This is a genomic window from Bradyrhizobium sp. AZCC 1588, from assembly GCF_036924735.1.
Lineage (GTDB): Bacteria > Pseudomonadota > Alphaproteobacteria > Rhizobiales > Xanthobacteraceae > Bradyrhizobium.
The window spans coordinates 2,687,920-2,710,574 of the sequence record NZ_JAZHSC010000001.1; the positions used below are offsets into that span (position 1 = coordinate 2,687,920).

The 22,655-nt window shown below is 61.4% G+C and carries 19 protein-coding genes and 1 tRNA gene; 10 read left to right on the top strand and 10 right to left on the bottom strand.

Going from position 1 to position 22,655, the window contains the following annotated elements:
- Positions 1–675: 675 nt before the first annotated feature.
- Positions 676–1,353 carry a nitroreductase gene (locus tag V1277_RS12560; RefSeq protein WP_334416420.1) on the top strand — a complete coding sequence of 226 codons (678 nt, stop codon included), beginning with the start codon at positions 676–678 and terminating at the stop codon, positions 1,351–1,353.
- A gap of 165 nt (positions 1,354–1,518) precedes the next feature.
- Positions 1,519–2,601, top strand: a complete 1,083-nt coding sequence (locus V1277_RS12565) for a murein L,D-transpeptidase family protein (RefSeq protein WP_334416421.1) — start codon at positions 1,519–1,521, stop codon at positions 2,599–2,601.
- A 332-nt stretch (positions 2,602–2,933) separates the two neighbouring features.
- Here V1277_RS12565 and V1277_RS12570 read toward each other — a convergent pair whose 3' ends face one another.
- The 4 genes from V1277_RS12570 to V1277_RS12585 all read right to left on the bottom strand — a co-directional run bounded on the left by V1277_RS12570 (position 2,934) and on the right by V1277_RS12585 (position 5,737).
- Entirely contained in the window at positions 2,934–3,674 is a 741-nt protein-coding gene (locus tag V1277_RS12570) for a hypothetical protein (protein ID WP_334416422.1), read from the bottom strand.
- A gap of 9 nt (positions 3,675–3,683) precedes the next feature.
- On the bottom strand, positions 3,684–4,184 hold the full coding sequence (locus V1277_RS12575; protein WP_334416423.1) for a Panacea domain-containing protein: 501 nt from the start codon (positions 4,182–4,184) through the stop codon (positions 3,684–3,686).
- Positions 4,185–4,253: 69 nt separating this feature from the next.
- The gene (locus tag V1277_RS12580) at positions 4,254–5,249 is read right to left on the bottom strand and encodes a DUF3644 domain-containing protein (protein WP_334416425.1); all 996 of its coding nucleotides are present in this window, start codon (positions 5,247–5,249) and stop codon (positions 4,254–4,256) included.
- Between the two features lie 398 nt (positions 5,250–5,647).
- Positions 5,648–5,737 (bottom strand) — tRNA-Ser (locus tag V1277_RS12585).
- Positions 5,738–5,933: 196 nt separating this feature from the next.
- On the opposite strand from V1277_RS12585, the gene V1277_RS12590 reads away from it, so the two are divergent.
- Positions 5,934–6,284 (top strand): hypothetical protein, encoded by a 351-nt coding sequence (locus tag V1277_RS12590; RefSeq protein WP_334420357.1) that lies wholly within the window; start codon positions 5,934–5,936, stop codon positions 6,282–6,284.
- Positions 6,285–6,361: 77 nt separating this feature from the next.
- Here the strand turns inward: V1277_RS12590 and V1277_RS12595 are convergent, their stop codons facing one another.
- The 3 genes from V1277_RS12595 to V1277_RS12605 form a co-directional block, all read right to left on the bottom strand.
- Positions 6,362–7,822: a trehalose-6-phosphate synthase gene (locus V1277_RS12595; RefSeq protein WP_334416426.1), complete on the bottom strand. Its 1,461-nt coding sequence runs from the start codon at positions 7,820–7,822 to the stop codon at positions 6,362–6,364.
- Positions 7,823–8,018: 196 nt separating this feature from the next.
- Positions 8,019–8,855: a trehalose-phosphatase gene (otsB, locus tag V1277_RS12600; RefSeq protein WP_334369061.1), complete on the bottom strand. Its 837-nt coding sequence runs from the start codon at positions 8,853–8,855 to the stop codon at positions 8,019–8,021.
- Positions 8,856–8,870: 15 nt separating this feature from the next.
- Positions 8,871–10,370 (bottom strand): MFS transporter, encoded by a 1,500-nt coding sequence (locus V1277_RS12605; RefSeq protein WP_442894477.1) that lies wholly within the window; start codon positions 10,368–10,370, stop codon positions 8,871–8,873.
- A gap of 552 nt (positions 10,371–10,922) precedes the next feature.
- Between V1277_RS12605 and V1277_RS12610 the strand changes: the two genes are divergently transcribed.
- Complete coding sequence (locus tag V1277_RS12610; protein WP_334416428.1) at positions 10,923–11,273, top strand: DUF3175 domain-containing protein; 351 nt, start codon at positions 10,923–10,925, stop codon at positions 11,271–11,273.
- A 214-nt stretch (positions 11,274–11,487) separates the two neighbouring features.
- On the opposite strand, the gene V1277_RS12615 is transcribed toward V1277_RS12610, so the two are convergent.
- Positions 11,488–13,458 carry a methyl-accepting chemotaxis protein gene (locus V1277_RS12615; protein ID WP_334420358.1) on the bottom strand — a complete coding sequence of 657 codons (1,971 nt, stop codon included), beginning with the start codon at positions 13,456–13,458 and terminating at the stop codon, positions 11,488–11,490.
- A gap of 499 nt (positions 13,459–13,957) precedes the next feature.
- Here V1277_RS12615 and V1277_RS12620 point away from each other — a divergent pair, with 499 nt between their 5' ends.
- The 4 genes from V1277_RS12620 (at position 13,958) to V1277_RS12635 (ending at position 18,961) form a co-directional block, all read left to right on the top strand.
- A complete protein-coding gene (locus V1277_RS12620) occupies positions 13,958–14,443 on the top strand; it encodes a (2Fe-2S)-binding protein (RefSeq protein ID WP_334372119.1) in 486 nt (161 codons plus the stop codon).
- A gap of 86 nt (positions 14,444–14,529) precedes the next feature.
- On the top strand, positions 14,530–16,869 hold the full coding sequence (locus V1277_RS12625) for a xanthine dehydrogenase family protein molybdopterin-binding subunit (RefSeq protein ID WP_334416429.1): 2,340 nt from the start codon (positions 14,530–14,532) through the stop codon (positions 16,867–16,869).
- Positions 16,870–16,883: 14 nt separating this feature from the next.
- Complete coding sequence (locus V1277_RS12630) at positions 16,884–17,684, top strand: FAD binding domain-containing protein (RefSeq protein ID WP_334416430.1); 801 nt, start codon at positions 16,884–16,886, stop codon at positions 17,682–17,684.
- Between the two features lie 164 nt (positions 17,685–17,848).
- Positions 17,849–18,961, top strand: coding sequence for a CaiB/BaiF CoA transferase family protein (locus V1277_RS12635; RefSeq protein ID WP_334416431.1), 1,113 nt, complete (start codon positions 17,849–17,851; stop codon positions 18,959–18,961).
- Positions 18,962–19,089: 128 nt separating this feature from the next.
- Here the strand turns inward: V1277_RS12635 and hppD are convergent, their stop codons facing one another.
- Positions 19,090–20,208, bottom strand: coding sequence for a 4-hydroxyphenylpyruvate dioxygenase (gene hppD / locus V1277_RS12640; RefSeq protein WP_334416432.1), 1,119 nt, complete (start codon positions 20,206–20,208; stop codon positions 19,090–19,092).
- Positions 20,209–20,330: 122 nt separating this feature from the next.
- Between hppD and V1277_RS12645 the strand changes: the two genes are divergently transcribed.
- The gene (locus tag V1277_RS12645) at positions 20,331–20,795 is read left to right on the top strand and encodes an Lrp/AsnC family transcriptional regulator (protein ID WP_334416433.1); all 465 of its coding nucleotides are present in this window, start codon (positions 20,331–20,333) and stop codon (positions 20,793–20,795) included.
- A gap of 111 nt (positions 20,796–20,906) precedes the next feature.
- Positions 20,907–21,218, top strand: coding sequence for a DUF1272 domain-containing protein (locus tag V1277_RS12650; RefSeq protein ID WP_334416434.1), 312 nt, complete (start codon positions 20,907–20,909; stop codon positions 21,216–21,218).
- Positions 21,219–21,368: 150 nt separating this feature from the next.
- Here the strand turns inward: V1277_RS12650 and fahA are convergent, their stop codons facing one another.
- Positions 21,369–22,640, bottom strand: coding sequence for a fumarylacetoacetase (gene fahA / locus V1277_RS12655; RefSeq protein WP_334416435.1), 1,272 nt, complete (start codon positions 22,638–22,640; stop codon positions 21,369–21,371).
- Between the last annotated feature and the right edge of the window lie 15 nt (positions 22,641–22,655).

Below are 22,655 nucleotides of genomic sequence, written 5' to 3' on the forward strand. Positions count from 1 at the left end.
TGCTGTCAGCCAGTGCGGCCCTTTGGCTTCGTAAGCCGCCAGTAAGATGAACCCGCAGGCCGTTAAAACAGCCGTCCGGCTACCCCGTTTCGTGATTAGGCTAGACAGCCGCTTGCGGCGGCAAAAAGGGCCCTCCGGGCAGCGGCGAAGCTGTTCGAATAGATAGGTCGGACATTTCGGGGCTGGCGGAGAGAGTGTCAGTCAATCCCCATTGAAAGACAAAGCATTTTCGACCTTCCTGGACCAAAACCCACGATTTGAGCAACAGCCTGAAGAGCGGTGCCGTCGCGCCGGGTCGCCGCGGCTCCACCAAAAATATCGAAAACAACCCCATGCAAAGTAGCCGGCGGCCGCCGCAACCGACGGTCTGGACCGAAAATTTGACACGTCGGGCAAATCAGCGGCACAATTTCACCATCACGAAATCCGCTAAACGACCACGGGCACGCAACGGACTCTGTCTGTTGTGGCGTCAGACGTCCCCTGCCTGTGATCGGATGCTGCGTCGTGACAGCTTCCATCCGCGTGAGTACCTCGTTGAGGACGCGTCACCGACGCGAGTCGGAAGTGACCACCAAGTGAGAAAGGCCCACGCAGGCGGCTCGTCGCTTGCACGAGGGTGCAGAAACCACGAAAATCCAGGCTGGTTTAGAAGTGTCAGGGAATCCCACACAGATGCAGTTTGATGACGTTATTCTCGGTCGCCGGAGTATCCGGGGTTACAAACCCGATCCGGTACCCAAGGCGCTGATTGCGGAAATCATTGGTTTGGCGATACGCGCCCCGTCGTCGATGAACACCCAGCCCTGGAATTTCTACGTCATATCAGGCGAACCGCTGGATCGCATCCGCGCCGGCAACACCGAACGGATGGTGGCGGGCATCCCGCAGTCGCGCGAGTTCCGCACGGGCCAGCCCTTTGCCGGCAAGCACCGCGACCGGCAGGTCGGTGTCGCCAAGCAATTATTCTCCGCGATGGGAATCGAGCGCGACAACAAGGACAAGCGCCAGGACTGGGTGCTGCGCGGCTTCCGCCAGTTCGACGCGCCCGTCTGCGTGATCATTACCTATGACCGCGTGCTCGACGGCAGCGACGATACGCCCTTCGACTGCGGCGCCGTGGCGACCGCCCTGGTCAATGCCGCCTGGTCTCGTGGGCTCGGCGCCGTGATCAACAGCCAGGGCATCATGCAGTCCCCCGTGGTGCGCGAGCACGCAGGGATTGCCGACGATCAGGTCATCATGAAAAGTATCGCGCTGGGCTGGCCGGATGAAACTTTTCCGGCGAATGCGGTCGTGTCGGAGCGGAAGTCTGTCGAGGAAGCTACGGTGTTCGTCGGGTTTGAGAAGTAGCGGCGCGCGGGCGGAAGGGCTGGAGGCATAGCAGTGATCCGCGCCATGGTCCGACGTGCACTAGAGCGTTTTCCAGCGAAGTGGGTACCGGTTCGCGTCAAGAAAACGCGTCAAAACAAGAAGCGAGAGCCCCGTTTCGATTCAATCGGAACGGCTAAGGCTCTCGTGCTGGCGGCGGCTTTTGCCGCTGCCTTGACGCCGGTCATGTGCCTTGGCGAAAGCAGCAAGCCGTTGCCGGCCAAGGCGACACAGGAATTACCGGCCGAGCTGCTCGCGCTGCTCGAACAGAAGAAGATGCCAAAATATTCACCTATCGTCGTGCGTCTCTTCAAGGAAGAGGCGGAGCTCGAAGTCTGGAAACAGGACACGACCGGCCGTTTCCAGATCCTCAAGACCTATCCGATCTGCCGGTGGTCGGGCGATCTCGGGCCGAAGTTGTACGAGGGCGACCGACAGGCTCCGGAAGGGTTTTATACGGTTACGCCCGAGTTGATGAATCCCAACTCCAGCTTTTATCTGTCGATCAACCTCGGCTACCCCAACAGCTTCGACAAGGCGAACAAGCGCAACGGCAGCTTCCTCATGATCCACGGCGATTGCTGGTCGAGCGGTTGCTATGCCATGACCGACGAACAGATCAGCGAAATCTATTCGCTGGCGCGCGACTCACTCCGCGGCCGGCCGTCGTTCCAGGTCCAGGCCTATCCGTTCCGCCTGACGCCGGCGAACCTGGCGCGGCATCGAAACAGTCCCAACCTGGCCTTCTGGAAAATGCTCAAGGTCGGCAACGATCATTTCGAGACGACGGGACGCGAACCCAAGGTGGACGTGTGCAACCGCCGCTATGTATTCGATGCGCAACCTCCGCCGAATTCGCCGCACCCTCTCGTGTTCAACCCGAACGAAAAATGTCCGCCCTTCGTCGTCAATCCGGCAATCGCGCGGCGGGCGCAGGAAAAACAGCGCGCCGACGAGCGCGCGTACGCGCAATTGCTTGAAGATAACGTACCGGTTGCCCCGATCTACAGCGGACTTGACGGCGGAATGAACAAGGCTTTCCTCGCAAAATTTCCGGGCCGGGTGACGCTTGCGAAAGTGATGCCGTATGCATCCTACCTGCCGCAATTGCCACCGATCCCCTGGATCGACAATGACGGCTCGTTGACGAGCAAATGGTTTGGTACGTCGTTCTCCAAACCGGTTGTGTGTGATGCGGCGCGCGCCAGCTTCCCGTCGGGCCGGTGCTAAGCTCTTGTGCGACGACGGGTCATCAGCAGACCAAGCCTGGCATCATCACCCATGACCGGAGGCTGAACGTGAAAGCTTGGGCGCTATCACGGTAACTCTGATCGGACACGTATTGGGGGTTATGGAACTTTCTTGAGCGGCCCGCACAGGGTGCCCAGGAAAGGATTGGCTGGCTAGACTGCTAGGTCATTGCTTTTATTGCAGTTTATTTTTGAGAACTCAAGAATGTTACACAGGCTTGTTGCCTCGGTGAAAGGCTTCCGCGCATACGCCAGCCTCATCGTCCCGGGACAACTTGTATCGGCACAACTTCAAAGTCGCCCGCTCCTCAATCAGGGATTCCGCGGCTCATCATCGAAGAGCTCACCCTGCATTGGATCGCGCCGCTCGCGGCCTTCGGCGGCTGCTGGACGCCCAGCAAGTTCGGCCTCTGCCATGAGGTAACCCTCGGCAAAGATACGGAGCATTTCAACCTTCGTGCTGTCATTCACACGCGGGATGTCACGGGCGTCAATGATGCGCAGTTCCCGGTCTGGCTCACGGCCCTTCACCTTCGGTACGCTGAAATCCAAGATCTGGAACTTCGCTGCTCCAAGATCGGGATCATCCGACAATAGATCATCAACGAGCGTTACGAAGAGGGACAAACGCTCTTTTGCGAGCGGATTTTGTCGCCAAAAACTAAACCAAGGAAAGGTAAGCTGTCCGCCTACACCGTACAACAGCGGAGGATCGAAAGGCACCCTAAGCCCTCGACCGATGGAATAGTATCGACGGTCGATTGATTGGACGAAATCCGGCGAGACCTCAGCAAAGTGATCCCGGATCAGCGGCAACACTCCCAACAAATTCTGGCGAACATCTGCCCGCTTCACCGCCCGCTTAATACCTTCGACGATCTCGTCATAGGGCTGCTTGAAGACCAGCATGTCGCGGGCAGCAAAGAACAAAGCATTGTAATTGAATGTCGGTGGACTGTTTGCAAGCGTCACCAGCTTCTTGCAGGTGCGCTCAGGTGTGCTTTGCCAATTCCGCGCGAGATGCTGAACGGACGGCACCTTCAGTTTTGACACGTTGACCTCTCATTGCAAAATGTATGGTGCTACGCGCTTTGAATAAAACCGGACAATTTCCTCATCGGCGATCTTCATGCCGGGATTCACCGAACCTCGGTGATTCCAAACCTTATACCACGGACCGCCCTGCGCGTGGGTTAGCTCAACCAGATCACCCGGTCGAAGGCGCGAATAGAACGCAATAATTTTTGTGAGTATATCGGCGGTCGATCCGTCAAACTTGTAACTCACAACTTGACTCTGGCCCGTGAGCACATCGATTCGCTTGGCTCGGCTCCGAATCGGCGAGCGATCGAAACCCTTGAACTCCCTGTATAGATACGGAAGAACTGGGCCGAACTCCCAAGCCTCAAACCGCTGTGCGACTAAGGGAGCCTTCAGCTCGATCAGCGACCAAACATGGCAGAAATAGACAATCTTTTGGAGCGAGAGGTTCGTTACCTCTACGCCCTGCTTGTCGCACTCGTCTAAAACGAAGTTCGCAATTGCTCGGCCGTCGTGAGCCATCCGGCGCTCCGATGTTCCCAATCTGTTCTACTAGATCATCGGGCCCGCGACAACCTTGATGTTCCGTCTTCAGGGCTGACGGTAGTGCTTCGCGATCTCCTCGACGATATTTGGATTGTAGAATCGCTGCTTTGAACTCTTGCTGTTTCGAGGGTCCAGAAGACGAACTCGGCAGAAGCTGGGATTATCTTCGAGAGGTCTACGAAGTTTGTGAAATTGCGCGTTCTCTTTGAAGTTGGGCGTCTTCTTCAGTTCTTTACACAGCCTTCGATAGTCCCACGGGTATCGCTTCAGAATATCTTCCTCAGTTAGCGTTACCTTGATGGCGTTGGGATCATTAGGAGCGACGATCACGGGGATCGCCTGAGCATCGGCTTTCCTGACAAACTTCAGTTCGACCTCTACGCCGACATTGAAAGGCTTGCTGGCCTCGAACGGAAATTTTCGCTCTTGATCCGCAAGCAGCTTTGCTACTTTGCCAGCGGCGCCTTTCGTATCTCCGCCAAACACGGTCTGGATAATGCCGGCCGGGGTTTCGAACGCGACGGGCATTAACGCGAATTGGTACTCCGACAGATCGCAATCAAACCATTTCCTGGCGGCGAACGCGAAGTTCCGCAAAGCGGCAGCCCCGATCTCCTGAACGCGCTTATGTAGATCGCGACCGACATTATGGAAGTGAATCGCGTTGTCTCTGACCTCCATGAGCAGAGAGATGTTCTCGATTGCATGGTCGTCAATCGAGTCCTGTGTATATTCGCGTACGATGTTTGCCGCGGGCATCACTCCGATCGTCATCGTGTTGCCAGCGCGGTTCTTCTTTGGCGAAAGCCGCTTGCCTCTGCCCTTCCTGGTGGCCTTGGGCTCCCAGACCTCAATCGACCGAAGCTTGTTGCGGTTTGCCTTCAGAATGCGAGCCTTGAGCAGCAGCTCCCACGCATTGAGCATCAAAATCGCGAAGGTTTCTTCTCGATATTTGAAGCCGGGCTTATTGTAGACCTCGATTGAAGCAATAGCGGCTTGGGTCGCTTTTTCGACGAGATATCCATATCGTGGGCGGCGCATAGGAGGCGAATCGGTTGAGTTGCACTGACCCATAATATCGATTCTGGCGGGCATCCGGCTTAGATTTAAGCGGGTCGCACGGCGAGCCCGGCTCCAATTTCTTTGGGGCCCACAAATTTGAGACGTGACCTCCTGTCAGCGGTTTGCGGCGCTCCCCCCGCCCCGGGGCAATTTTTGAACACGGTCCGTTCAGCCGGGATTGCTCGCATGCCTTTGCAGATCAACCGCGAGCAAGCGGGGCGCTATCAAGCGATTTCACTGAGTCGATTTGACTCACGCTGCGCCTCTTGTCGGCCGATTCCTCGGAGAAATATGGTGACAACGCTGGTTGATTAAGATCTAGCGTTATCAGCTTCGATCGCGGTGATTTTCGCATAACGACCGCGGTTTTTGAGCGATGGCGGAGAGAGTGGGATTCGAACCCACGGTACGGTTTCCCGCACACACGCTTTCCAAGCGTGCGCCTTAAGCCACTCGGCCATCTCTCCGGAGGCCCTCTCTTGAAGGGGCAGCACTGATTTTGCAAGGGACGCCGGGCATAGCCGTCGAAATTTCCCCAATTCCTTGAATTTATTTGGCAATTTGGCACGTCCAGCGTCGGATCATCAGCGCTTTCCGGACCCTTGAACCGGAATCCGGCCACGATCGACGACCATGGTGGCAACGAAATCGGTGGAGGACGGCATGATCATCGCGCGGGCGCTTCTGTTCGCTATCCTTTTATCGGCGTGTGCGGGCGCCGCGGCGGGCCCGGCGATGGCGCAGGCCTGCACGCGTCAGGGCACGGATGTAAGCTGCGATGACGGCCGGCGCGGCATCTTCGCGGGCGACGCCATCGTGTGGGCCGACGGCTCGCGATCGAGATTGGCCTCGCCGCATCCGAGCGTCATCATCGGCAACAAGTCGTCCGTCGTCATCGGCCCCGGCGTGTTCGCCGGTTCAGGCAAGGGCGGCGGCATGGTGCCGATGGAAAATCCGAGCGCGCCGAACAAGGCGCGCTGCCCGGTGCTGGATGGCGTGTCGTATTGCTATTGAGGCGCGGCACGGGCTATCGGCGCACCCTGCCAGGAACCCTCATGGTGAGGGGATAGCTCTGGAATTGCTACACGACTCTAATGATACCGCGCGTTGTTGTTGCTGGCGGAACGAAGCGGCCATAGCGGGGGCTCCGCCAGGACAGGCGCCAGTTCGCTGCGCTCGAGCTGGCTTTCGCGCAGCGCGTCGGTGAAGTCGGCGAACCACTGCTGGATAGTATGGCCGCGCAGCTTCGCCATCATCGCCTCCCAGCGCATCCGCCGCTCGGTTAGCGGCATCGACAGTGCGATCGCAATGGTGCGCGCCATGCCGTCGATGTCGTGCGGATTGACCAATAGCGCAGTGTCGAGTTCGTTGGCGGCGCCGGCGAATTTCGACAGCACGAGCACGCCGGGGTCGACCGGGTTTTGCGCGGCGACATATTCCTTGGCGACGAGATTCATGCCGTCCTGCAGCGGCGTGACCACGCCGACCTGCGCAGTGCGATAGAGGCCGGCGAGCACGGCCTGGCCGTAGCCCTTGTTGAGATAACGGATCGGCGTCCAGTCGACTTCACCGTGAACGCCGTTGACGTCGCTGACCAACCTTGCGACCTCGCTCTGCAGATTGCCGTAGGCCTCGATCGCACCGCGCGACGGCGTTGCGATCTGCAGCAACGACACCGTGCGCGCCAGTGACGGATGCAAGGTCCACATCCGGTCGAACGCCTTGATGCGGTTGATCAGGCCCTTGGAATAATCCAGGCGGTCGACCCCGATCGCGAGCTTCTCGCCATTCAGGCTGCGCCGCAGCCGCGAGACATCCGGATGGGTCGACGCCTTCGTTGCCAACTGCGCGAATAGCTGAGGATCGATGCCGATCGGAAATACCGCAGCGCGCGTTCGACCGTAGCGCGAAATGATGACGCCGTCATGCACGACGAGGCCGAGGTCGGACTGAGCGTAAGCCAGGAAGTTCTCGCAGTCTTCCTCAGTCTGGAAGCCGATCAAATCATAGGCCAGCATCGCCTCGACCAGCTCGCGATGGTGCGGCACGCCGCCGATCACCGAACGGGCCGGCCACGGCGTATGGAGGAAGAAGCCGATCGGCTCGGTGACGCGGAGATCGCGCAGTTCGGCGCCGAGCGCGAGGAAATGGTAGTCCTGAATCCAGAACGCCGAATCCGCTTTTCGGAATCGCAACAGCGCGCGCGCCATGAAGGCGTTCACTTCGCGATAGCTGAGATAGTCCTCATGTGACGCGCGGATCAGATCGGCGCGCGAATGCAGCGCCGGCCATAATGCGGAATTCGCAAAACCTTCGTAATAGCCGCCGTAATGCGCGGCCGGCAGGTCCAGCATCGCCAGTGCGCCGGCGCCAAGCGCTTCGATCTCGGCAAATGGTTCCTTCAGGTTCCCGTCGCGAACCCGGCCGCTGGAACCAACCCAGATAGCGCCCGACTTCTCGACGATCGGCAGTAACGCCGCAGCGAGTCCCCCCGTCATGGGTTCGTTGGGTTTTCCGCGCGAAACGCGGTTAGAAACGACGACGAGGTTCACAGGTCCCCTCCCGTTGGTACGCTCGCGTTAACAACCGTTCATCAATATGGTTCCTGATCACCCTTTCAACGAATTGAAACCAAATTCGGGCTGCAGCGTGCAGGAACTCACCGGAACTCACGAAAAATAAAATTTGCCGCGAACCTCGGCGTGAAGCGCGAGAATCTATGTTCGAAACTCGACGGGACGAAAGACATTATGGCAGAGATGCGTCCCTTTCGTCATCAAGCAGGTGTGTAAGGAATTCCCTGACGTCGCTCGGCGCATCGAAATGCCCGGCCACGCCTTTGGCACGGCGGCCGACCGAGAAGGCCAGGCCATCGAGGTCGGGCATGATCGCAAAGACGCTCTCGTCGGTAACATCGTCGCCGATGAAGAACGGACGGCGCCCCTTGAACGGCTCGCGCGTCATCAATTCGCGCACGCCGCTCGCCTTGGTGAAGCCGGAGTGCTTGATCTCGCAGACACATTTGCCAGGCAACACTTCGATCGGCGCATTGGGTAGATCGGCCCTGATCAGCGACACCGCGGCATAGATCGCCTTCTCGGCATGCGGCGCGAGGCGATAGTGAAGCGCCAGCGAGTACCCCTTGTCCTCCAGCAATATTCCCGGGCTCAGCTTTGCGATCGCCGCCAGCCGGCGCTTCAACTCCTTGTCCATCGGCGGGGCGTGGGCGGCCACCGCCTCGCTGTCCGGCTCGATCCGCATTTCGGCGCCGTGGCCGCCGACGGCCGGGAATTGATCGGGCGCGAAAATCAGGTCGATATCGTTGAGCGAGCGGCCGCTGACCAGCGCCAGCGCGCCGTTGGTCCTGACCAGCAGGCGGTTCAATGTCTTCGCCAGCCCCGGCGGCACCCAGACTTCGCGCGGCGTCGGCATCAGATCGAGCAGCGTGCCGTCAATGTCGAGCAGAATGGCGGACTCGCTTAAGTGCGGCACCATCGAGCGTGGCACCGGAACTGTTTCCAGCGCGGCATCGTCTTCGCGGGCGATATCGTCTTCCAATGACATTTCGGCCAGATCCTGATTCATGTCGTCCATCTCATCCTACTCCACACATGCGAGCGGCCGTGCGACAGATTCGAGCGATTTGCGCTCGGCCGCAACGGCATACCGCCACGCGACAGCGGCGGCCACGATCATCAATGCCGACCCGAACAGGTAGCCGGCGAAAACGCTGTTGCGCGATCCGGTATCGATCAGCGCACCGAACAGCGCCGGTCCGGCCACGCCGCCGATGCCCGTTCCAATCGCGTAGAACAGCGCAATCGCGAGCGCGCGCACCTCCAGCGGAAACGTCTCGCTGACGGTCAGATAGGCCGCACTCGCCGCCGGCGAGGCAAAGAAGAAGATCACCATCCAGGCGATGGTCTGGGTCTGCGCGCTCAAGGCGCCAATCGAGAACAGGTAGCCCGACAGCGCGAGCAACAGGCCGGAAATGCCATAGGTCGCCGCGATCATCGCGCGGCGGCCGAGCGTATCGAACAGCCGGCCAAGCAACAACGGCCCGAGGAAATTGCCCGCCGCAAAGGGCAGGATGTACCAGCCGACATCGTTTGACGGAATGCCGAAGAAATCGGTCAGCACCAGCGCGAAGGTGAAGAAGATGGCGTTGTAGAAGAACGCCTGCGAGGCCATCAGCACCAGTCCAACCAGCGAACGCTGCCGATAGGTCGTGAACAGCGTTCGCGCCACCTCGCCAAGCGGCGTGTGGCTGCGCATCCGTAAGCGGATCTTCGGGAATATTTCGTCGGCCTCATGATCAGGATGTCTCTTCGACGACCTCTCGATGCCGTCGACAATCGCGTGCGCCTCCTCGGGACGGCCATGGATCATCAGCCAACGCGGGCTTTCCGGAATCCACATCCGCATCACGAAAATGACCAGGCCGAGTGCGGCGCCAATGAAGTAGGCCATCCGCCAGCCGAGATCCGGCGCCAGCACGTTGGGATCGAGCAACACGATGGCCGCGACCGCGCCGACCGCAGCCCCAATCCAGAAACTGCCGTTGATCACGAGATCGGTCCAGCCGCGGTAGCGCGCCGGCACCAGTTCCTGAATCGTCGAGTTGATCGCGGTATATTCGCCGCCGATGCCCGCCCCGGTCAGGAAACGAAACAGCGCGTAACTCGCGATGTTCCACGACAGCGCGGTGGCGGCGGTCGCGCTGAGATAGACCGCGAGCGTGATGAAGAACAGTTTCTTGCGCCCGATCCGGTCCGTCAGCCAACCGAAGCCGAGGGCGCCGAGCACAGCGCCGGCCAGATAGGCGCTGTTGGCAAGGCCGACATCGAAATTCGAAAATTGCAGCGTCGGGCTTTCCTTCAGCGCGCCCGACAGGGCGCCCGCCAGCGTGACTTCCAGCCCGTCCAGAATCCAGGTGATGCCGAGTGCGGCCACGACGCGGGTGTGAAAGCCGCCCCAGCGCAGGCAATCGAGCCGCGCCGGTATGCTGGTCTCGACGACACGAGCATTGTCCTGCTCCAGCGACGTAATGGACGCGCTTTCAGCCACTGCCGCCCCCCGCCATATCGCTTTCACATCCATCGGATTTAGCCAATGAAAAAACACCCCGGAACGCCCCAGCCCCAGGGTTTTCACGCTCAATTGCGGCAAACTTGATGCCCGCCGTGAAGATAACGCCTCTCAGAGGGTGCGGTTCCGGAGACTTTCGCACGGCGAAATTGCATAGCTGTTGCCGTGTACTGTGCATGCGCGAGGTTTCACGCGGGCTCGCCACGTCATTGCGGGCGAAGCGAAGCAATCCATTCGTTCTTTTCTTCGCTGCACTCGTAATGACGGCGAGTGCCGAGACACCACAAGCTGTCATCCCACGCGAAAGCGGGGGATCAGTACGCCGCGGCTTATCGGTTCAATCACTGCTGTCTCTGGGATACTGGGTCACCCGCCAGAGCCTGTCATCGGGCGCGCATTCGCGCGACCCGTTGGCGGGCGACGACAGCGGAATATGCGTTCGCGATCTCGCGACATTTGAAATGTTCGAGCTTTGCCTGAAACTTCCCGCCCTCTCCAATCAGAGCGCGCAGGGAACCGAACAATCGGGTGGCCGTTTTCGGCAAAACAGCAATGGAGTCGAACATGGCCGAACGGCGAAAAACCGCGCCACGGAAGACCGCAGCCCGGAAGAGCAGCCGCACGACACCGGCGAAGAAATCATCGCCGAAACGGTGGTCGCAACGCGTGACACAGGAAAGCGACGCGCTCGATCTGAAGCGCGGCGTCTTCAAGCAAACCAGCGCGAAGAAGATCGCGGCATCGCTCAAGCGCTCCGCCGAGCACAGTACGCGCCGCAAGTCAGGCGCCTATCGCTCGGCGCTCTCGATGCTGACCTTCTACATCAACCGCGCCGGCAAGACGTTGCCGAAGACGCAGCGCGCGCGGCTGGAGCGCGCGAAGGTGGAGCTGAAGCACCAGTTCGGGAGGGAGTGAGAGGCTTCGTGCTGCTGGCATGTGCGAGCCAAATCACTCCGATCGTCATACCCCGCGAATGTGGGGTATCCAGTACGCCGCGGCCTCTCGGCTAAGTACAGCCGTCTCTGGAATACTGGATCGTCCGGTCCCAGTGCGCAATTGCGCACAAGGCCGGACGACGACAGCATTGGATGGGATGCACCGTGGCGAAACGATAGACCACGATCCTCGTTCACGCCGCCCTGATATTCGCCATGAAGCGGTCGAGCTCTTCGCGAAGGCGCGTGCTTTCGCTGGATAGCGTGCGGGCCGAATTCAGCACTTCCTCGGACGCCGATCCGGTTTCGGTGGCGCCGCGATTGACGTGCATGACGTTGGTGGCGGCCTCCTGCGTGCCTTCCGCGACGTTCTGGACGCTGCGCGCAATTTCCTGCGTTGCCGCGCTCTGCTGCTCGACGGCGCTCGCGATCGTCGCGGCGATGTCGGAGATCCTGCCGATGGTGCCGCCGATCTCCTTGATCGCGACGACCGATTCCTGCGTCGCGCCCTGCATGCCCGAGATGTGATTGGAAATCTCGTCGGTCGCCTTCGCCGTCTGGCTGGCGAGCGATTTGACTTCGGATGCAACCACGGCAAAGCCGCGGCCGGCATCGCCCGCGCGGGCGGCCTCGATGGTGGCGTTCAGCGCCAAAAGGTTGGTCTGCTCGGCAATCGCCGTGATCAGCTTGACCACGTCGCCGATCTCCTGCGCGGCTCGCGACAGCTTGCCGATCCGCCCGTCGGTCTGCTCGGCCTGACGGACCGCGGCCTCTGCAATCTGGCTGGATTCCTTGACGTGCCGGCCGATCTCGTCGACGGAAGTCGACAATTCCTCGGTCGCGGACGCCACCGACTGCATGTTGGTGGAGGCTTCTTCCGAAGCGTCGGCGACCTGGCTTGAGAGGCTCTGGGTGGTTTCCGCCGTCCGCGTCAGTTTGCCGGCGGCGGATTCGAGCTGCACGGCCGAGGACGACACGTTGGAAACGATGGCGCCGACCGCGGCTTCGAACTCGTCGGCGAAGCGAATGAGTTCGGCGCGGCGCGCGGCACTCGCCGCCTTGTTCTGCGCTTCCTGGGTGGCGGCGTCGCGCTCGGCGCGGGCGATCGCCTGCACCTTGAACTCCTCGACCGCACTTGCCATTTCGCCCAGTTCGTCCTTGCGGCCGAGGCCGGGCAGCACGACTTCGAAATTGCCGGCGGCGAGTTCGCGCATCGCGTTGCACATCGCAATCATCGGACGGGAAATACCCTTGCCGAGGAAGAAGGCCCAGACACAGCCGAGCAGAAAGCCGCCGGCGGCAAGGATCAGGATCAGCCGCTCGGTCTCGCCGATGGTCGCGTCCGACTCGGCTTCGAGCCGCTTCTGATCGGCCAAGAGGTCCGACTTCATGGCGCCCGAGCCCTTGTTGATAGCGGCGGCCGATTCCGTCATTTCCAACGTCAGCTCGTCGATCTCCTTGGAATTGTCGACCAGCTTGGCGAGCGACCTCTGGTACTCCTCCAGCATGGCGGAGATTGCCTTGATCCCCTCGCGGACCTTTTCGTTGTTCGACGAAATCGCCTTGAGCGCGTTCTCGACGAATTTCAGGCGCGCCATTGCACTGGCAGCGACCGTCTTGTCGGAATTGACCACGAACGTATTGGCAAGCGCAGTGACCGCCTGAAACTGTTCGGTCACCTTCTTCGCGCCGAGCGTGATCACCGGCATTTCGTCATCGTCGGCATTGCTCGGGAGATCGTCCAGCTTGTAGCGCAGCGAGTTGCCGGTGCGGGTGAGCTGGTTCTGCGTGATGCGCGCACTCTCGTCCTTGACCTTGACGATGTCGGCGAAAATCTTGGTGAAGGCGCGGAACTCCCGCTCCAGTTTCGCGACCTGCTCGAGCCGCGTCGGATTGGTGGTCCCCTTCATCGAGGCAATGATTGCGTCCTTCAGGCCGGCTTCGGCTGCCAGCGCCGCCTTGCCGTCCTCTTCCTTTCCGGTCGCCACGAAATAGCGGGCGAGCGAGCGGTAGGAAATCAGCTCGCGGTCGATGTCGCGCGACAGGTCGGCCTCCAGCACGCTACGCCGGTAGGACTCCACGCCGGCCGAAACCCGCTCGAACCCGAGATAGGCAAACCCCATGCTGGCGGCCGAAATCGCCAGCACGACGGCAAAGCCGAGCATGATCTTGGCGCGGAACCGCAGGGTCGGGAGCTTGAAAGACGAGCCGCCACGCTTCAAAAATCGCACGTCACACCCCGTTTTCGTTCTGAAAAACAGGCATCGGCGGCCCAGCCCCCGATCCGGTGCGCAAAGTTAAGGCAGAATGGATAAGGGCGGGTAAATCTGGGCAAAACTTGCAGGGGTGCCAGGCTTACCCTCCCCTGGAGGGGGAGGGTCGGTTCGCGTGGAGCGAAGCGAAATGCGAAACGGGGTGGGGTGATCTCTCCACTCGGGCACTGTGGATGAGGAGAGACCTTCACCCCGCCCCGCCGCGCGTTGCACGCGCGTCGACCCTCCCCCTCCAGGGGAGGGTAAGAAAAATTCGCGTCGAGAGTCTTCGGCACGCGCACGCTTCTCGCCAATGTCATCACAATGACAGCGCCGACCAAAATCCTAGTTGCAAGTTCCTTCGCCGCTGTTTCTAATTGGAATAATTATAAAACATCGGGAGGTACCACGCGTGTCTACAGTCAAGCTGACGGTAAACGGCAAGGCCGTCTCGGCCGAGGTCGAAGACCGGACCCTTCTCGTCCATCTCCTTCGCGACCATTTGAACCTGACCGGCACGCATGTCGGCTGCGACACCAGCCAGTGCGGCGCCTGCGTCGTCCATATCGACGGCCGGGCGGTGAAATCCTGCACCGTACTGGCCGGCCAGGCCGCCGGCTCCAACGTGACCACGATCGAGGGCATCGCCAAGGGCGGCGAACTGCACCCGATGCAGGCTGCGTTCCGTGACAATCACGGCCTGCAGTGCGGTTACTGTACCCCGGGCATGATCATGTCGGCGATCGATATTGTGCACCGCCATAGCGGCAATCTCGACGAGGCAACCGTCCGGCACGAGCTGGAAGGCAATATCTGCCGCTGCACCGGCTACCACAACATCGTCAAGGCGGTGCTCGATGCGGCCGGACGCATGAAGGTCGCGCAGGCGGCAGAATAGCCGCCGCAGGCCAGCATTTTTCCGAATTCAACCCCGCGATTCGAAAGAAATCGCGGAAACAACAATTCCGGTCGGGAGGACAGGACATGGGCGTTGAAGGCATTGGCGCAAGCGTCGTGCGCAAGGAAGACCGCCGTTTCATCACAGGCAAGGGCCGTTACGTCGACGATATCAAGCTGGTGGGCATGACCCACGCACACTTCATCCGCAGCCCGCATGCACATGCGAAGATCAAGAGCGTCGACACCTCGGCGGCGATGGAGATGCCGGGCGTGGTCGGCGTGCTGACCGGCCAGCAGGTCGTCGACGACAAGATCGGCAATCTGATCTGCGGCTGGGCCATTACCTCCAAGGACGGCACCGGCATGAAGATGGGTGCATGGCCGGCAATGGCGCCAGAGACCGTGCGCTTCGTCGGCCAGGCGGTCGCGGTGGTGATCGCTGAAACCAAGAACCAGGCCCGCGACGCGGCTGAAGCCGTGGTCGTCAACTATGAGGAATTGCCGGCCGTTCCGGACATCCGCGCCGCGATCGCGCCGGGCGCACCGCAACTGCACCCGGAAGCGCCGGGCAACGTGATCTACGACTGGACCATCGGCGACGAAGGCGCGACCGATGCCGCCTTCAAATCAGCAGCCAACGTCGTCTCGCTCGACATCACCAACAATCGCCTGGTGCCGAACGCGATGGAGCCGCGCGCGGCGATCGCGGAATATAACGAACCTGAAGAGCATTTCACGCTCTACACGACCTCGCAAAATCCGCATGTCGCCCGACTCGTGCTGTCGGCGTTCTACAACATCGCGCAGGAGCACAAGCTGCGGGTGGTGGCGCCCGACGTCGGCGGCGGCTTCGGCTCAAAGATCTTCATCTACCCCGAGGAGATGGTGGCGCTGTGGGCCTCCAAGAAGGTCGGTCGTCCGGTGAAGTGGACCGGCGACCGCACCGAAGCCTTCCTGACCGACGCGCATGGCCGCGATCACCTCACCAAGGCGGAGATGGCGCTCGACAAGGACAACAAGGTCACCGCCTTGCGCGTCAAGACCTACGCCAATCTCGGCGGCTACATGTCGCTGTTCTCCTCCTCGGTGCCGACCTATCTTTATGCGACGCTGCTGTCGGGCCAGTACAACATCCCCAACATCTTCGCCGAAGTGATCAGCGTCTACACCAACACCGTTCCGGTCGACGCCTATCGCGGCGCGGGCCGGCCAGAAGCAAGTTTTGTGGTGGAACGGCTGATGGAGACGGCGGCGCGGCAGTTGAAGGTCGATCCGGCCGATTTGCGGAAGAAGAATTTCATCACGCAATTTCCGCATCAGACGCCTGTGATCATGGCCTATGACATCGGCGACTTCCACGCCTCGCTAGATGCAGCGATGAAGGCGATCGATTACGCCGGTTTCCCGGCACGCAAGGCGAAGGCCAAATCCGAAGGCAAGCTGCGCGGCATCGGCATTTCCTGCTACATCGAGGCCTGCGGCATTGCGCCGTCAAAGGCGGTCGGCAGCCTCGGCGCCGGCGTCGGCTTATGGGAATCGGCGGAAGTGCGCGTCAATCCCGTGGGGACCATCGAGATCCTCACGGGATCGCACAGCCACGGCCAGGGCCACGAGACCACGTTCTGCCAGCTCATTGCCGAGCGGCTCGGCGTGCCCATCAGCCAGGTCCAGATCGTCCATGGCGACACCGACAAGGTGCAGTTCGGCATGGGTACCTACGGCTCGCGCTCGGCGGCTGTCGGTCTCACCGCGATCCTGAAGGCGATGGAAAAGGTCGAGGCGAAGGCCAAGAAGATCGCAGCACACCAGCTCGAGGCCTCCGAGAACGACATCGTCATCGAGAACGGCGAGTTCAAAGTCGCCGGCACCGACAAGTCGCTGGCGCTGCCGATGGTCGCGCTCGCCGCCTACACCGCGCACAACCTGCCCGACGGCATGGAGCCGGGCCTGAAGGAGGGCGCGTTCTACGACCCGACCAACTTCACCTTCCCGGCCGGCGCTTATATCTGCGAAATGGAAGTCGATGCAGGCACCGGAAAAAGCACCTTCGTCAACTTCGTGGCTGCGGATGATTTCGGCCGGTTGATCAATCCGATGATCGTCGAAGGCCAGGTCCATGGCGGCCTTGCCCAGGGCATAGGCCAGGCACTGCTGGAGGGCGTGGTGTACGACTCATCCGGCCAGCTCGTGACCGCGTCGTTCATGGATTACACCATGCCGCGCGCGGATGACCTGCCCTCCTTCAAGCTGTCGCACACGACGACGCTATGTCCGGGCAATCCGCTCGGCGTCAAGGGTTGCGGCGAAGCGGGCGCGATCGGCGCTTCGGCTGCCGTCATCAACGCCATCACGGATGCAATCGACAACAACAAGCTCGAAATGCCGGCGACGCCCGATCGCGTCTGGCATGCGATCCACGGCTGAGAGGGAGAAGCATCATGTATCAGACAACCTATCACCGCCCCTCTTCGGTCGACGAAGCAGCAAGCCTGTTCACCAAGGGTTCCGACGCGAAATATCTGGCCGGCGGCCACACGCTGATTCCTGTGATGAAGCAGCGGCTGGCCTCGCCATCCGACGTCATCGATCTCGGCAAGATCAAGGAACTGATCGGCATCGAGCCAACCGGTGACGGAATAATGATCAAGGCGGCGACGACCCATCACGACGTGGCCTCGAGCGAAACGGTGCAAAAAGCGATCCCGGCGCTGGCCTACCTTGCCTCGCTGATCGGCGATCCCGCCGTGCGACATCGCGGCACCATCGGCGGCTCGCTCGCCAACAACGATCCCGCGGCGGACTATCCGGCGGCGGTGCTGGCGTGCGGCGCCACCGTGAAGACCAACAAGCGTTCGATATCGGCGGATGATTTCTTCAAGGGCCTGTTCTCCACGGCGCTGGAAGATGGCGAAATCATCACTGCGGTATCGTTCCCGGTTCAGGACAAAGCAGGCTACGCGAAGTTCAACCATCCGGCGTCGCGCTTCGCCCTGACCGGCGTGTTCGTCGCAAAAACCCCGGCGGGTGACGTCCGCGTCGCAGCCACCGGCGCATCGCAAAACGGCGTCATGCGGGTGCCCGCGATCGAGGCGGCGCTGAAGGCCAACTGGTCCGCCGCCGCGCTCGATAATGTCAAGATTTCCGCCGACGGCCTGATGAACGACATTCACGGTACCTCGGACTATCGCGCCAACCTAGTTAAGGTGATGGCGCAGCGCGCGGTGACTGCGGCGGGCTGATCAGCGCCTGGACGCGACTTTGATAGGGAGCGGCGCGCAGCGATGCGCGCCGCTTTCGTATTTTGGCTCGATTCTCGACAAAAGAGACTTGCCAGGGCCTCGCTTCGGCGGGACAATTTAGCTAATCAACTAATTAAGACGTTTCCCTTGGGAGAGAAAACAACGTGCTCGATCAACCAGCCACCCAATCCGCCACCCGAACCTCCGGCCCGCTCACAGGCTTCCGCATCGTCGAATTCGCCGGCATCGGCCCCGGCCCGTTCGCCTGCATGATGCTGGCCGACATGGGCGCGGAAGTCGTGACGCTTGATCGCGTCGGCGCGAAGAAGAATTTGAAGTCGGTGGCGGGGCGCGGCCGGAAGGTGGTCGAGCTTGACCTCAAGGACAAGGCCGCGGTCGCGCAGGTGCTCGATCTGCTTAGCCATGCCGACGCGCTGATCGAAGGCTTTCGCCCCGGCGTGATGGAGCGGCTGGGCCTCGGACCCGATGTGGTGATGGCGCGCAACCCGCGGCTGGTGTTCGGCCGGATGACCGGCTGGGGCCAGGAAGGCCCGCTGGCGCACGCGGCCGGCCACGACATCAATTACATCTCGGTCACCGGCGCGCTTGCGGCGATCGGCACGAAGGAAAAGCCGGTGCCGCCGCTCAACCTGGTCGGCGATTTCGGCGGCGGCGCACTCTATCTCGTGGTCGGCGTGCTGGCGGCGCTATTGGAAGCGTCGAAGTCCGGCAAGGGCCAGGTGGTGGATGCCGCGATGTGCGACGGCGCGGCGTCGCTGATGTCGATGTTCTTCGACATGACCGCGATCGGCCGCTGGGTGGAAGGCCGCGAGCAGAATTTTCTCGACGGCGGCGCGCATTTCTACGGCGTCTATGAATGTTCCTGCGGCAATTTCGTTTCGATCGGCTCGATCGAACCGCAGTTCTACGCGCTGTTGCGCCAGCATGCCGGCCTCACCGACGCCGATTTCGACGCCCAGATGGACCGCAAGGCCTGGCCGGCGCTGAAGGAGAAGCTGACGAAGATATTCAAGAGTAAGACGCGCGAAGACTGGTGCAGGATCATGGAAGGCACCGACATCTGCTTTGCGCCGATCCTGACCATGGCGGAAGCGCCAAAGCATCCGCACATGGCGGCGCGAAAGATTTTCGTCGAGCGTCATGGCGTGACGCAGCCGGCGCCCGCGCCACGCTTCTCGCGCACGCCGTCGGCGATCAGGGATGCGGAGAACGCGGAGATTGCGGAATTGACGAGCGCGTGGAAGGCGGGGCGGTAAAGATCTCGTGCCCCGGACGCAGTGCAGCGCGTAGCGATGCACTGCAGAGCCGGGGCCCATAGCGGCTGGGTCCCGGCTCTGCGCAGCAGCGTTAACACGCTGCAGCGCGTCCGGGACACGAGAGTGCGCTACGCCGCGGTATCCACCTTCAACACACCCCGCCGAATCTGATCCTCCTCGATCGATTCGAACAGCGCCTTGAAGTTACCCTCGCCAAAGCCGTCATCCCCCTTGCGCTGGATGAATTCGAAGAAGATCGGCCCGATCGCGTTCGCGGAAAAGATCTGCAAGAGCACCTTGGTGTGGCCGCCGTCGACGACGCCCTCGCCGTCAATGAGAATGCCATCGCGCTGCAGCCGCGCGACGTCCTCGCCATGCCGCGGCAGGCGCGCGTCGATCTTCTCGAAATAGGTATCCGGCGGCGACGGCATGAATGGTAGTCCCGCCTCACGCAGCGTCTCGACGGTGCGGTAGATATCCCGCGCGCCGCAGGCGATGTGCTGGATGCCCTCGCCGCGATAGATGTTGAGATATTCCTCGATCTGTCCGGAGTCACCGGCATCCTCGTTGATCGGGATCCGGATCTTGCCATCCGGGCTGGTCAGCGCACGCGAGAACAGGCCTGACGCCCGGCCCTCGATGTCGAAGAAACGGATCTGGCGGAAGTTGAACAGTTTTTCGTAGAAGCCGGTCCAGACATCCATGCGGCCGCGATGGACGTTGTGGGTGAGGTGATCGATGTAATAGAGCCCGGCGCCGGCGGGCCGAGGATCGCGGGTATCAAGCCATTCGAACTCCAGATCAAAGGCCGATCCCTTGGCGCCGTAACGATCGACGAAATAGAGCAGGCTGCCGCCAATGCCCTTGATGGCGGGGACGTCGAGCGTCTTCTGAGCGGACGAAACATCGGCTGGCTCCGCGCCGAGCGAGAGCGCGCGCTCGTAGGCCTGCTTGGCGTCGACCACGCGGAACGCCATCGACGGCGCGCAAGGCCCATGCGCGGCGACGAAGCCATGGCCATGAGTGCCAGGCTCCTCGTTGACGAGATAATTGATGTCACCCTGGCGATAGACCGTGATCTTCTTGGTCTTGTGGCGAGCGACAGGCGCATAGCCCATCAGCTTGAACAGCGCGTGCAGCTCTTCCGGGTTCGGATGCGCATACTCGACGAACTCGAAGCCGTCGGTGCCCATCGGGTTGTCGGCGCTGATGGTGGCGGCCGGCGCGTCATGCGGAAACGGACCCATGGCTAAACTCCCGTAAATTGATCTGGATCAATATCGGGCGAAACGGGCGCAAAGTGCATGCAAATAGTCCCGCATTGGGCTATCATGACGCATGAACCGTGCATAGAATCGGTGATTTGCGCATGATATCGACAGATGCCTTCGACCTCAAAATACTGGCCGCGCTACAGGATGACGGCCGGCTGACCAACCAGCAACTCGCCGACCGCGTCGGCCTGTCCGCCTCGCAATGCTCGCGGCGGCGGATGCGGCTCGAGGAGGAAAAGGTGATCGCCGGCTACCACGCCGACCTCGCCGGCGAGGCGCTCGGCTTCAACCTGATCGCCTTCGTCCACATCACGCTGGCGACGCATTCGCCCGACAACGCCAAGAAATTCCGCGCCCTGGTCAATCGCGTCGACGACATCCAGGAGGCCTATTCGCTTACGGGCGACGCCGACTACGTGCTGAAAGTGGTGCTGCGCGACCTCAAGGACCTCTCCGATCTCGTCAACAACGTGCTGATGCCGCATCAGAGCGTCGCACATGTGCGCTCGTCGGTCGTGCTGGACCGGCTGAAGGAGAGCGCGAGGTTGCCGTTGAAGTGAAGCGGTTCGATGAGGCACTGGGGCCGCATGGCCCAAATCGAGGGAAATTCGTCATTCGCGTTCCCGATCCCATTTGCGATGATCTGTAAGAATCACCCCACGAGACCACGCATGGCGCTGCAACTCCGACCGAACTGCGAATATTGCGACAAGGACCTGCCGCCGAATGCGATCGACGCGCGGATCTGTTCCTACGAATGCACGTTCTGCGCGGATTGCGTCGAGACCAAGCTGCATAATGTCTGCCCGAACTGCGGCGGCGGTTTTGAGCGGCGGCCGATCCGGCCCGCGACCGAGCGACGGCCGGGCGTGTGCGTCGTGAAGCACCCGCCGTCGGACAAGCGGGTGCATTTGAAGTACAGCGTCGAGGACGTTGCTGCGCATTCGGCGAAGCTTCGGGATATTCCGCCGCAGGAGCGCTAAACTATCAAGTCGTCATTGCGAGGCTGCGTAGGGTGGGCAAAGCGCAGCGTGCCCACCGTCTCTGCGAGCTTGCGCGGATGGAGAATGGTGGGCACGGCGCTACGCGCCTTTGCCCACCCTACGGCCTCCTCGCAATGACGGGGGAGAGCATCACTCCGCCGCCAAAATCGTCCCCTCGACCTCGCCGAACCCAACGCGATAGCCGTTGCCCTGGCACCAGCCGCGCAGCACGAGCGAGTCGCCATCCTCCAGGAACGAACGCTTCACGCCCTCGGCCAGTTCGACCGGCTCGGTGCCGTTCCAGCTTATCTCTAACAGACTGCCGCGCTGGTCCTTCTCCGGACCGGAGATGGTGCCGGACCCTAAGAGATCGCCGACATTCATGGCGCAGCCTGAAGACGCATGGTGCACGAGTTGCTGCACCGACGACCAGTACATGTATTTGAAATTGGTGCGGCTGATATTTTTCGGCGCGTTCATCGGCGCAGCGCGCAAGTCCACCTCCAGCGCCATGTCGTAATTGTTCGGCTGCGTCTGCTGCAAGTATGGCAGCGGCTTCGGATCCTGCGCAGGGCCGTTGAGGCGGAACGGCTCCAGCGCCTCGCGCGTCACCACCCACGGGCTGATCGAGGTCGCGAACACCTTGGCCTGGAACGGGCCGAGCGGGACATATTCCCACTGCTGAATATCGCGCGCGCTCCAGTCGTTCAGGATGACGAAACCGAAGATCATCTCTTCGGCCTGCTTCTCGGTGAGCATTTCGCCCATCACCGACGGCTGGCCGACCACCACGCCCATTTCGAGTTCGAAATCGAGCCGCTTGCAGGGGCCGAAACTCGGCATGTCGGCCGTCGGCGGCTTCAATTGGCCGCGCGGCCGGCGCACCGGCGTGCCGCTGACGACAACCGTGGACGCGCGGCCGTTGTAGCCGATCGGCATGTGCAGCCAGTTCGGCTGCAGCGCATTGTCCTTGCCGCGGAACATCACGCCGACATTGGTGGCGTGCTCCTTGGACGAATAGAAATCGGTGTAGCCGGAGACGGCGAACGGCATGTGCAACTTCACGTCCGCCATCGGCACCAGCGCGCGCTTGCGCAAGGCTTCGTTGTCGCGCAGCTCGGGATAGTCGTGCCGTAAGAGTTCGCTGATGCGCGCCCGCGTGCTCGACCAGACCTTTGGCCCCAGCGCCATGAACGCATTGAGCTGCGGCGCGGCGAACACCGCCGGCTCGACGAGATCGAAGCGGCAGTCCTGCGCGAGTTGCCAGAGATCGAGCACGTAGTCGCCGATCGCGACGCCGACCCGCGGGGCGAGCCCGTCCTTGGCGGAGAACACGCCGTAAGGGAGATTCTGGATCGGGAAATGGGAATCGGGCGCGACGTCGATGAAGGAGCGGAGTTTGGGATCGTTGGGGTGGGGCATGGCTTTCCCGATGCA